At 45.2% G+C, this 12,164-nt stretch carries 10 protein-coding genes and 1 pseudogene; 10 read left to right on the forward strand and 1 reads right to left on the reverse strand.

Going from position 1 to position 12,164, the window contains the following annotated elements:
• Positions 1 to 6 precede the first annotated feature (6 nt).
• From QMG91_RS06795 to QMG91_RS06840, 10 genes and pseudogenes are all read left to right on the forward strand, one after another.
• A complete protein-coding gene (locus tag QMG91_RS06795; RefSeq protein WP_045961223.1) occupies positions 7 to 918 on the forward strand; it encodes a LysR family transcriptional regulator in 912 nt (303 codons plus the stop codon).
• Positions 919 to 1,016: 98 nt separating this feature from the next.
• Positions 1,017 to 2,030: an AraC family transcriptional regulator gene (locus QMG91_RS06800; RefSeq protein WP_281829869.1), complete on the forward strand. Its 1,014-nt coding sequence runs from the start codon at positions 1,017 to 1,019 to the stop codon at positions 2,028 to 2,030.
• Between the two features lie 202 nt (positions 2,031 to 2,232).
• Complete coding sequence (locus QMG91_RS06805; RefSeq protein ID WP_281829870.1) at positions 2,233 to 3,396, forward strand: DmpA family aminopeptidase; 1,164 nt, start codon at positions 2,233 to 2,235, stop codon at positions 3,394 to 3,396.
• 45 nt (positions 3,397 to 3,441) lie between these two features.
• Positions 3,442 to 4,626 (forward strand): MFS transporter, encoded by a 1,185-nt coding sequence (locus QMG91_RS06810; protein WP_281829872.1) that lies wholly within the window; start codon positions 3,442 to 3,444, stop codon positions 4,624 to 4,626.
• A gap of 238 nt (positions 4,627 to 4,864) precedes the next feature.
• Positions 4,865 to 6,229, forward strand: coding sequence for an omega-aminotransferase AptA (locus QMG91_RS06815; RefSeq protein ID WP_281829874.1), 1,365 nt, complete (start codon positions 4,865 to 4,867; stop codon positions 6,227 to 6,229).
• A gap of 3 nt (positions 6,230 to 6,232) precedes the next feature.
• Positions 6,233 to 7,724: pseudogene (locus QMG91_RS06820) on the forward strand (CoA-acylating methylmalonate-semialdehyde dehydrogenase).
• A gap of 206 nt (positions 7,725 to 7,930) precedes the next feature.
• On the forward strand, positions 7,931 to 8,479 hold the full coding sequence (locus QMG91_RS06825; protein WP_022592901.1) for a TFIIB-type zinc ribbon-containing protein: 549 nt from the start codon (positions 7,931 to 7,933) through the stop codon (positions 8,477 to 8,479).
• Between the two features lie 121 nt (positions 8,480 to 8,600).
• A complete protein-coding gene (locus QMG91_RS06830; protein ID WP_281829877.1) occupies positions 8,601 to 9,698 on the forward strand; it encodes a YcjF family protein in 1,098 nt (365 codons plus the stop codon).
• Positions 9,685 to 11,229 (forward strand): GTPase family protein, encoded by a 1,545-nt coding sequence (locus tag QMG91_RS06835; protein ID WP_281829879.1) that lies wholly within the window; start codon positions 9,685 to 9,687, stop codon positions 11,227 to 11,229. Before QMG91_RS06830 ends, QMG91_RS06835 begins: the two co-directional genes overlap by 14 nt.
• 100 nt (positions 11,230 to 11,329) lie before the next feature.
• Positions 11,330 to 11,707 (forward strand): VOC family protein, encoded by a 378-nt coding sequence (locus QMG91_RS06840; protein ID WP_022550994.1) that lies wholly within the window; start codon positions 11,330 to 11,332, stop codon positions 11,705 to 11,707.
• An 8-nt stretch (positions 11,708 to 11,715) separates the two neighbouring features.
• Here QMG91_RS06840 and arfB read toward each other — a convergent pair whose 3' ends face one another.
• Positions 11,716 to 12,129 carry an alternative ribosome rescue aminoacyl-tRNA hydrolase ArfB gene (arfB, locus tag QMG91_RS06845; protein ID WP_004401116.1) on the reverse strand — a complete coding sequence of 138 codons (414 nt, stop codon included), beginning with the start codon at positions 12,127 to 12,129 and terminating at the stop codon, positions 11,716 to 11,718.
• Positions 12,130 to 12,164: the final 35 nt, after the last annotated feature.

Below are 12,164 nucleotides of genomic sequence, written 5' to 3' on the forward strand. Positions count from 1 at the left end.
AGTTTTATGAAAAGGAAATCGCTAACGGGTCAACTCAGTGATATCGATCTACGCCTACTGCGTATTTTTCGTTGTGTCGTGGAATCAGGCGGGTTTTCGGCAGCAGAAGTTGCGTTAAACATCAGCCGCGCTGCGATCAGTGCAGCAATGGCAGATCTAGAGATACGATTAGGCTTTAAGCTTTGCCACCGTGGGAGGTCGGGTTTTTCGATGACAGATGAAGGGCAGCAGGTTTACCAGTACACCCTTCAATTACTGGCATCGTTGGAAGAATTCAAAACTCAGATCAATACTTTGCATTCGAGTCTCGTTGGTGAACTAAACATTGGTATCACGGATAACATGGTATCGATGACGGAAATGCGTATAACCAACGCTCTTGCGGAGCTAAAGAAAGCGGGACCAGACGTCACCATTAACATTCGAATGATCCCACCGAATGACGTCGAAAAAGGAGTTTTGGACGGCACTTTACACGTTGGAATGATCCCACATATCCGCACATTATCTGGGCTTCAATATGAGCCTTTGTATGACGAGACGTCACTGCTTTATTGCGGTTCAGGACACCCGTTATTTTCCGAGACTGTTCAATCGGTTGATCTCACTGAATGGGACGCGATAGTCCCAGCTTATGCGCAAACGCCAAAAATTCAGTCGTTGTATAACACAATGAAAAGTGCAGCCACGGCGACAGACAGGGAAGGCATCGCGTTTCTTTTACTTACTGGACAATACTTGGGCTATCTGCCTGATCACTTTGCTCAAAGGTGGGTCGATGATGGCGTGATGAAAGCCATCTTACCTAAGCAATATGGTTACTCTCAGCCTTTCGCCTCCATTACACGTAAAGAGCGTCGAGCAAACTTAGTGTTGGAAACGTTTTTGTCTGCCCTTAACCAGGTCAACAAACCCTAGCGTATTTTCCGAAGTGGCTTATTTGGTTAACGCTTTCCATTTATATGATGGTTTGCTTGTGTTAGAAATAAAGGCTGTTTGAGCAATAGTTGAATTTCATGGTTTCAGGTACGATTTCGAGAATTTTTTCCGATCAGGTTTTGGCTTATCTTCGCACCCTAGATGAAGAGGTTTCTGATGACCTATTACCAGAACCAGGAGAAGCTGTTCAATACTTAGAAGACGGTAGCTATCTTTATCTGAGTGACTTCTATCAGTTTCTGAATCGGGTGGAAACTTTGACGGGAAATCCAGATTTTGGCTGGGATATCTATAAAGATTTCGATTTTCGTAACATGGGCATTATGGGGTATGCGATTGTCAATTCGACTCGTCTCAAAGACGCCATATCAGTCACTTGTGACTACGTACAATTGGTGCAAAGCCACACAGAGGTTTTTCTAAGGCCTAGCCTCCATCACCCTGACTGCATGGATTTGTGTTACCGCGTGAATTCTGAAGGCTTAGCGTCGACGCATGATACCCATATGTCTTTAGGCTTTTTTATCCGCCTCATACAATACTTATGTAATCCAGATTGGAGTCCAGTACTCATTGGCTTAACACACAGTGAGCGAAAACAAAACATCAGCGAGAAGACTCAGTCTTTGCTTCTGGCAGAGCAGCCATTCAATTTTGTCACGATAGAAAACCACATTCTGGAAGCGCAGATTGCCGCATCGGATCAGCGTTTGTATGACATTATGTGTAGCAATTTGAATGAAAAAATTGACCAGCAGTCTGAAACACTGTCTTTTTTCCAGGAACTGGAAGATGTCATCTTTCAACTGCTATCCGACGAAGAGTGCGGAATTGATAAAGCCGCTGAGCACATGTGCATGAGCCGTCGTACACTTCAGCGCAGGTTAGCGGATCACGATGTGAGCTTTTCCTATCTAGTGGACAATGTGCGTCGTCATTTTGCGTGTCAGTTGTTACATGAAGCCAGCATTTCAATGATCGATATCGCCTTAACTTTAGGGTATTCGGAGCTTGCTGCGTTCAACAGAGCGTTCAAACGCTGGCATGGAATTACCCCTACGCAATATCGCGAGTTATTTTTTCCGAAGTAGCGGCTTTCATTAAGTTGTTCTTCTCTCTTTTGGCCTCATACGCAGAACGTTTACTCTTGAATCGCCGTAAATTTCCCACGTGCCACTAAGTTGTCACTTCAAGTCAATACAGCGGCTTCTTACCCTTTTATCTTAATTTGAGTTGTTAACAAGTTGTGAATTTCACAATTGTTCTTGGATATTCAAATTAAGAGAAGGTTTCATGGCAGTAACTCGTTCCAATTCCAAAACCCCACATCATTCTTCAGCCCCTCGTGCTCGAGACTTGGGCATTCCATTCGAAGGCGAAACCGCCACCTTTAATGCCATTACCGATGTAAAAGGGGTGGAAGTTGGGTACACCACCTTGATCGACCCGTTGAAAAAAATGTGTACGGGTGTGACCGCCATTCTTCCTAGAGGGAAAAGTAAATCCCCAAGCCCTGTCTGGGCTGGTCAGTATGACCTGAATGGGAACGGAGAAATGACAGGCACCCACTGGATCAACGAAGCCGGCTATTTTCTCGGTCCTGTCTGTATTACGAATACGCACTCTGTCGGTATGGTGCACCATGGCGCGACCCGATGGATGATGGACACGTACGATACGCACTTCAAAGATGGTCACGCCTGGGCAATGCCCGTTGTGGCAGAGACTTACGATGGCTTTATGAATGATATTACGGCTCAGTTTGTCACTGAATCGGATGTGCTTGAAGCAATCAGCCGAGCCCAGTCTGGTTCAATAGAAGAAGGCAATGTGGGTGGTGGAACGGGTATGCAAACTTACGAATTTAAAGGCGGTTCGGGAACGTCATCTCGCTTGGTTCGTATACCCGGGCATGAATTTGTCGTGGGTGTTTTCGTTCAGTCCAATTTTGGTTTAAGGCACGAGTTTAACGTGGCTGGTGTACCCGTAGGGCAATATTTAAATGAAAATTGTCCGATTCTTCAAGCGATGGACAGCGATGCAAGAGACACAGGCTCCATCGTTGTAACCATAGCAACAGACGCCCCGTTACTGCCTTTGCAACTCCAGAGCCTGGCGAAGCGGGCAGCGATAGGGTTAGGCAGAACGGGTACATCTGGTGGTCACTACTCTGGCGATATCTTTCTTGCATTTTCTACAGCAAACGACAATGGCATGTCGTTCAGTTGCGGTACGGTTTCTAATGCAGTTCTGCCCTTAGAGCATGTGAATGAACATTATTTAGATGAATTCTACATGGCAACGGTTCAAGCCGTGGAAGAAGCGATTTTGAATGCCATGGTGGCAGCAAAAACGACATTAAGCGTGAAACCCAAAGGATTGGTGTTTGATGAAATTGACCATCAAAAGTTACGTTCGCTTCTCAAGAAGCATAACCGTTTAGTTGATAGACCCTAAAACCAATACACATTTATCTGTCAAAGGACTGAAGAGAGAAGTGCAATGAATAATTCGATACAACACCCCAATTTACTGTCCATCATGATGCTTGCATGTGCGGGAGTATTGCCTGCTTTTGTGTTTCTCGTCGCCCCTGTCTTCGTCGGTGGGTTGGTTGAAACGGGAATGGCGGTTGAACAAGCCGGTTTTTTACTGTCAGCAGAGCTAGGAGGCTTTGCCGTAGGTGGGCTAATAGCGACGCTGTGTTTGAAAAATATCCAATGGACAAGAATCGTATTTGTTGCGTTATGGATAATGATTTCTGGGAATCTTGCCAGTGCGTATTTGTCCGACAGTCATGAAAGCAGCTATGAGGTGCTGATGTGGGTGCGAGTGATGTGTGGATTAGGGAGCGGAAGTTTGGCTGCCATTATTAACATTGCGCTGAGTAAGGCTCAGAATAGCGATCGAGCATTTGCGTATCTGTTGTTTGCACAACTCTCTTTTAGTGCGCTTGGCATATACTTTTTCCCTAATGTCATTTCCTCCGTTGGAAGCGTCAATGTCATATTTTATGTGCTCGCAGGATTATGTGTGTTGGTGTTTGCTACGTCACCGATATGGACTCGGAAGCTGTCTATTTCAATCTCGTCTGTTACGTCATCTTCTGATACGTCGTCGACGCGCAATATCGTGATTCTGCTCTCTGTTTGCACCATGTTCTTCTTCTACGCTGGCGAAAATGCGGTGTGGGCGTTTTTAGAGATCATTGCCGAAGAAGGTGGCATTGCAAACAGTGAGATTGGAGCATTGCTTGGGACGATAGGCTTAGCTGGTCTTGCAGGTGCTGCTTGCGCCGTGGTTCAAGCTGAAAAATTAGGTCGATTGTTTCCCATTGTGCTGACCATCGGCATTCAAGTTGTTGTTGTCTTACTTTTACAAGGCAGCCTGGAGACCATGCCCTTCTTGTACCTCGCTTCAATATTTAACTTTCTTTGGAATTATTGTGCTCCGTATTTGTTTGCTGTAGTTGCAGATTCAGACTCATCAGGTCGAGCGGTGGCACTTAGCATCCCTGCATTAGGTGCAGGGTTAACAGCGGGTCCTTTAGTTGTGGGGGTACTGCTACCAAGCTTCGGTTTATCTATCGTCAATACTATAGCAATTGTCGCTCTTGTATTGAGCGCGATTGCGGTACTGCCATTGATACGTAATTCAGAGGCTTTTAAAGCAGAAACAGTGAGCTAAGGGCTCCAAACATCATAGAGATAACCATCGCTTCAACTCAGATATTGAAAAATCTGGTGTAATGAAAATCTGGGCACCCTGACGTTTTATTCAAAAGACGTTAGGGTGCTTTTTTATAGGGTGAAGGAGGTTTTTTGCGTAATTAAAAGGTTAACTTAGCGTAACTAACTCTGTATTTAAGTTGCCTAATTTGAACATTACATTGGAGGAATTGTGTAACTAATAAGGCGATCAGAATATGGAAGTTCAGTCTTCTCACAGCAACTCCTTAACCTCTTATACCAGCAGGTTAACCAAGACACAGTTGGACGCGCACTGGATGGCATTTACAGGGAACCGAGAGTTCAAAAGTGCGCCCAGAATCATCCAGTCTGCAAACGGTCGATATTATACCGATGATAAAGGACGCAAGATCTTTGATGGTCTATCGGGTTTATGGACCTGCGGATTGGGGCATTGTCATCCACGCATTGCAGAAGCGATATCAAAGCAGGCAGCTACGCTTGATTATTCTCCGGCCTTTCAATTTGGTCATCCAAAAGCCTTTGAGCTGGCAGAACGTATCGCCTCGCTGATGCCACAAGATTTAAACCGAGTTTTCTTTACAGGATCCGGGTCAGAATCGGTTGATACTGCGCTGAAGATAGCGCGAGCGTATTGGAAGAAACGCGGTAAAGCCAGTAAGACAAAGTTGATTGGACGTGCCAAGGGTTACCACGGCGTGAATTATGGTGGAATCAGTGTTGGTGGTATTGGCGCTAACCGAAGCCTCTATGGAGAAGGGCTGGCGAGTGATCACCTTTCTCATACCTTGTTGGAGAAGAACTTATTTTCCAAAGGGCTACCAGAAGCTGGAGCTTCATTGGCGGATGAACTTGAAGAAAAAGTACTGTTGCATGGCGCAGATAACATAGCTGCTGTGATAGTAGAGCCCATTGCTGGGAGTGCTGGTGTACTACCGCCCCCAAAAGGGTATTTGTCTCGCTTAAGAGACTTATGCACCAAGCACGACATCTTACTGATTTTTGATGAAGTAATTACCGGTTTTGGACGAATGGGAGCAAACAGCGCCGCGGAGCTCTTTGGAGTCAAACCCGATTTAATGACGATCGCCAAGCAGCTCACGAATGGTGCTATTCCAATGGGAGCAGTGGTCGCATCTCAGCCTATTTACGACACATTCATGGAAACGGGTGGGTCGGAGTATTTACTGGAATTACCCCATGGCTACACCTATTCAGCACACCCAATTGCGTGTGCTGCCGCATTGGCGGCATTAGACCTGATTGAGCAAGAGGGTGTGATATCTCAAGTGCGTGATCTATCGCCACTCTTCGAGCAGAAAGTCCACAGCCTTCACTCTCATGACTCCGTACTCGATATTCGAAATTTTGGTCTGGCAGCCGGTCTCACGTTCTTAGCCAAAGAAGCACAACCACTGCTACGACCATACCAGATAGCCATGTCCTGTTGGCAAAAGGGTTTTTACATACGTTATGGCGGCGACACAGTTCAGCTTGGTGTGCCATTTCAAACAACTGAAAAAGAACTCGACGCATTAATTAATGCGTTGGGTGAAGCGATAGAAGAAGCAAAGGATTAAAACATGGAAACGATAGGGCATTGGATAAATGGAAGATATGTACAATCACAGGGGCGAGAGCTGGGGGTATATAACCCCGCACACGGAGAAATACGAAGAAATGTGCAGTTGGCCGAACGAGGCACGGTCGAAGATGCGATTCTCGCGGCACAAGCGGCGTTCCAAAGCTGGCGAGACACCCCAGCAACCAAAAGAGCAAGAGTCATGTTCCGCTTTAAGCAGCTGGTGGAAGAAAATTTAGAGCGATTGACTCATTTAATTGGAGAGGAGCATGGTAAAACCGTCAGTGATGCGATGGGGGGAACTTCAGCGCGGGCTGGAAAATATTGAATTTGCATGTGGCATTGCAGATGCCTTAAAAGGCGAACACAGTAAAAATGTAGGAACGGGCATCGATTCCTGGAGTGAATTTCAACCGCTAGGCGTGGTTGCCGGAATCACACCGTTCAATTTTCCTGTTATGGTGCCGATGTGGATGTTCCCTCTGGCGATTGCATGTGGCAATACCTTTGTCTTGAAGCCATCTGAACGTGTGCCGAGCTCTACTTTGTTGTTAGGTGAGTTGCTGTCACAAGCAGGGTTGCCAAATGGTGTGTTCAATATCGTCAATGGCGACAAAGAAGCCGTGGATGTACTGCTTTCAGATGACCGAATCAAAGCCGTCAGTTTTGTTGGTTCAACAGCCATCGCGGAGACGATTTATAAGAAAGCGTCGGAAAATGGCAAGCGTTGCCAAGCATTAGGTGGGGCGAAAAATCACGCCATTGTGATGCCTGATGCCGATATTGATAGTACGGTAAATCAGTTACTCGGCGCAGCATTTGGATCGTCCGGAGAACGATGCATGGCGTTATCTGTTGTTGTCGCGGTCGGTGATGAGATTGCAGAACAACTGGTTGAAAAGCTTCAACAAGAAATGAGTCAGCTGCAAGTGGGAAGCTGCGAGCAAAGCGAAAGTGATTTTGGCCCGTTAATCACGTATCAGCATCAACAAAAAGTATCTGGCTACATTGATAGTGCACAAGAGCAAGGTGCAGATATATTGGTCGATGGTCGAAATATCGAAGTGGCTGGGTATGAATCTGGTTACTTTATTGGCGGGACACTCATCGATAATGTCACAGCGGAAATGACCAGTTACCAAGAGGAAATATTTGGACCAGTCCTTCAGGTGATGCGAGTGGAGTCTATGGAAGACGCTATGTCACTCATCAATGACCATGAGTATGGGAATGGCACCTGTATTTTCACTCGCGATGGGGAAGCCGCTCGATATTTCTCAGATCGAATTGAAGTTGGAATGGTGGGAATTAATGTTCCCTTACCAGTTCCCGTTTCCTACCACAGTTTTGGTGGATGGAAGCGCTCGCTATTTGGTGATTTGTCGGCGTATGGTCCCGATGGTATTCGTTTTTACACCAAGAGAAAAACCATCACTCAAAGATGGCTTTCAGCGGAGCTACGTGAAAAGGCTCAGTTTGCTTTTCCGAGTTAAAAGCCAATTCCATCATTTTATTAAAAAGCCCTTATTTGGGCTTTTTGTAATTTATGTGGTTCATATCATTAAATCGATGTGCATTTAATTGTCTAGCTTGTGTAAAATCCTTGAATTATATGGAAAACCTGACGTTAGGTTAGAGATATAAGTGCCAGTCACAGACTGAATATAGCACTTGTCACTGTATGGCTAAGGATACAAAAATGAACTGCACAAGTTGTAATACAGGCGTTTTAGAACCTCAATTTATCGATGGTATGTTTCCAGCTCACATCTGCAATGGATGTGAGGGAAATTGGATACTGGTTGAAGACTACGTAGCTTGGAAAGAGAAAAACCCTGCTTACCCGATCTCAGAAGATGCGACCTGCGAAATTACCGATACAGAAAAAGCGCTGCTTTGTCCTCAGACAGGCACCATTATGCGCAAACTCAGAATTTCCAGCAGTATTTCTCATCGCCTGGATTACAGCGTGGCGGTGGGTGGAATCTGGCTAGACAAAGGTGAGTGGGATTTAATCAAAAATGGAGGGTTAGCTAACTCTCTGAATGCGGTTGTTACTTCACAATGGCAAAAGAATATCCGCACCAATAACTCAACGGAGAACTTTGTCGCACTGTATAACGAAAAATTTGGTGACGAGACTTACAGCAAATTGAAAGAGATCCGTAACTGGCTAGCGGAGCAACCAAACAAGCATGAACTGCAGGCTTATCTGTCAGCGGAAGATCCGTACTCCGCAGAGCGTTAAGCTTCCATTCATTTCTACTTCGCTACATTCTTAAAAGATGGAATAAACGGAATTGCATTCTGTTTATTCCATCTTTTGTGATATTCTCATCCCACTTCTTTATCTGTAACTCGGTATAGCGATGTTTGACGCCATTAAAGACTTTATCAATCCGGGGAAAAATCCCGACCTCTCATCAGCGCATGACTATCAAAATTCACACCTTCCTACTTTGTGGTTGTTAGGAAAAACAGGTGCTGGAAAATCCTCATTCATTCAAGCGTTAACCGGGTTGTCTGAGGTTGAAGTGGGTAATGGCTTTGCACCTTGCACTATGACGTCATCGGCTTATGACTTTCCCCAAGACACACCAGTTCTGCGTTTTCTCGATACCCGCGGGCTTGGAGAAGCGAATTATGATCCCACCGATGACATTAGGATATGTGCGGATCAAGGGCATGCTCTTATCATCGTCGCGAAGGTTGATGAACCCGAACAAAGCTCCGTTATCAACGCCTTAAAACAAATCCGAAAGCAGTCGGACATCAAACATTTGTTGGTTGTGCATACAGCGATTAAGTCAGTCAGTGAAACCGATAGAAAACGGATGGTGGAGCATAATCAACAACAGTTTGAGAGTGCGTGGGGCAAGCCCGTTAAGTCAGTACATGTCGATTTTGAGTGTGAATCAGAAGACTTCTACCACCGTGAAGAATTGATCGAGATGCTTTCAGAAATGCTTCCAATTGTTGGCTTGATGGTGGAAGAAAAAGAATACGCCAATTTGGAAGAACAGAATTTCGATAAGCTGGAAAATGAAGTGCTTTGGTACTCTGGCAGCGCGAGTGCTTCTGACTTAGTTCCAGCGGTAGGGTTAGTTTCAGTACCTGCTATTCAGGCTAAGATGCTCCATAGCCTTGCGAATCAATATGGTGTGGAGTGGAGCAAGCGGACGTTCAGTGAACTCATCGGAACCTTGGGTACGAGCTTTGGCATTCAATATGGCGTCAAGCTGGGGGCAAGGCAGTTAGTCAAACTGATTCCTGGCTATGGTCAGACTGTTGGAGCTGTCGCTGCTGCTGCGGTGAGTTTTGGAACCACTTACGGGTTGGGGCGTGCTGCATGCTACTACTTCTACCACAAAAGCAAAGGTGAAAGCGTAAACAGTGAAGCGATGCAGCAGTTGTACAAAGATGCATTTAAGAAAGGCAAAAAGGTAGCAGGCGATGACGAGAGTTAAACAGGGTTTGAAAAGCTTAAACCACTACGCTGGTGGGCTGATGCTGGTGTCTTTCATCGGGGTTATCTTGCCTCTTCTAGTGCTGAGTGGCTTTGGTTTATACGCCATTGTTCAACATGGCTATGTTATTCATTTTGCAATAGCTCTGCTGATTTCAGTGTTAATGGTGTTTGTTCCCCGTTGGTTATGGAGCAAGCGTTCATCTGCCGAGCAGGTAATTGAAGAAGGTTCTGAAATCTTTGTTGCGGCATCAACCGACTGGTCAGATAGAGAGCTTTCAATTTGGGAAGAAGTAAATCAATCGATCGAAACAAAGTTGAGTCGTGCCAGTGACTGGGGTGTGCTCAAAGCGCACGGCTTTGAGATCGCAACGGAAGTCGCTCAAGCATTTGGAAAGAAAGACCTTGATTTCACCGTGCCTGAAGGGCTGCAACTTTTAGAAGAAATAAGCCGACGTTATCGACAGGTGTTAAACGAGCATGTTCCCGCTGTCGACATGATCAAAGTGTCGCAGATTAAGTGGGCTTATGATGTCAATGACAAATATGGTGAGCAGGCTGTCAAAGTAGGAAAACGCGGCTTACTGGCTTGGAGAATCTTTCGTGCTGCTAATCCCGTTGCTGCCGTTGCGAATGAAATTCGGGGAAAGGTGTTGGGCACTCTCACAGAAAAGGCAGCCGAAAACCTTCAGCAAAATGCCAAGCGTGCTCTGCTTCAGGAAGTCGCTAAAGTATGTATTGACCTGTACAGCGGGCGATACACAATCGAAGAGCAAGCCGTTCATGTAAGTCGTATCAGTGAAGATGATGAGACCCGAAAAGCTAAGCCTCTTGAGCCTGTCCGGGTCACTATTATTGGTCAGCTTAGCTCCGGTAAATCTTCACTGGTCAATGCCCTGACAAAAGAGATCAATGCAGAGGTCGATGCTTTACCTGCAACCAATGATATTCGTGTTTATCGCTGTAGCATTGATGACGAAGAGCAACTGAATCTTATTGATATGCCAGGATTAGATGGCAATAAAAAAGTGACCGATAACGTGCTTGAACAAGTCACCCAATCTGATTTAGTACTGTGGGTGCTTAAAGCAAACCAGTCTTCTCGTCAGCTTGATGTGGATTTGCAAACCCAGATAGAGGAGTTTTATTCCCGTAAGGAAAATATCTCTCTTAAGAAGCCTAAAATTGTGGGCGTGCTTAATCAGGTAGATAAGCTCAAACCAGCAAGTGACTGGGCTCCCCCTTATTCTCTTGATGATGAAACCAATCCAAAAGTACAAACCATAAAAGCTGCGATGGAGTTTAACCTTTCTCAATTATCGATAGATGCCATTTACCCGTTGGGAATGCCAGAAGAACGACAAATGTTTGGAATCGAACAGTTGGAAACTGAGATACAAAACCAGTGTGATCATGCTAAAAATGTTCAGCTTAATCGCCAAAGAAATGAGGCGAAAGGCGCAGCTGGTCTTATGGGGCAAAGCAGACGCTTGTTTAAAGCGGGTGGGAAGATCGTCAAAAACATGATTTAGAACAGTGTGATGAATGAATTAATTCGTCACATTTGCATCATTGATATTTATTGGCTCTTCATTAATATCATATGCAGTCAAATTCATTTTGAGGTTAAAAATGATCATAAATCATGTGTCGGTTGGAACAAATAATGTTGAGCGCTCCACTCAGTTTTATGACGCAGTACTAGGTAAGTTAGGAGTCGAACGTTCTCATACCATTGATGGTGTCGCTGTCAGTTATGGGAAAAGCTTCGAGTTTTGGGTAGGCAGTGCTTGTTGTGGTCATTCCAGTTCTGGAATAGGCTCTCATATCGCCTTTAACGCGCCAGACATAGAAGCGGTCAATGCATTTCACCAGACCGCTCTAAAGTTTGGCGGTCTTTGTGCCGGAGAACCTGGATATCGGCCAGAGTATGGGGAAGGGTATTATGCTGCGTATGTGCATGACCCAGATGGTAATAAAATCGAGGCAGTACTCTTTAATCCTGTCTGACCGCATTTCTAATAGGTAACTTTACTGCGCAGCTTTTTGGTCTGCCCTCGCTGAGATTTCTTGTCCATTCTCTTCATTTTTGATGAAAAGGTCGGTTTAGTTTCACGCCTTTTCTTCTGGACAACCGCAACGGAACGAACAATTTCAGCTAACCGATTCAGCGCATCTTCTTTGTTTTGTTCTTGTGTTCTGAACTGCTGAGCTTTAATAATGATCACGCCATCTTTGGTAATACGGCTGTCTTTAAGGTTTAACAAACGTTGTTTGTAAAAATCTGGTAAGGCAGAGCGCTGAATATCAAACCTCAAATGAATGGCGCTGGATACTTTGTTTACATTTTGCCCACCAGCACCTTGAGCACGGATTGCGTCAATCTGAACTTCCCACGGTGAAATCACCACCGAATTTGAAATTGTAATCACGCCGTTTTTCTCCACCAGTTCATAAGCCGCTTAAG

The organism is Vibrio nigripulchritudo (assembly GCF_027924785.1).
In the GTDB taxonomy this organism is placed as follows: domain Bacteria; phylum Pseudomonadota; class Gammaproteobacteria; order Enterobacterales; family Vibrionaceae; genus Vibrio; species Vibrio nigripulchritudo.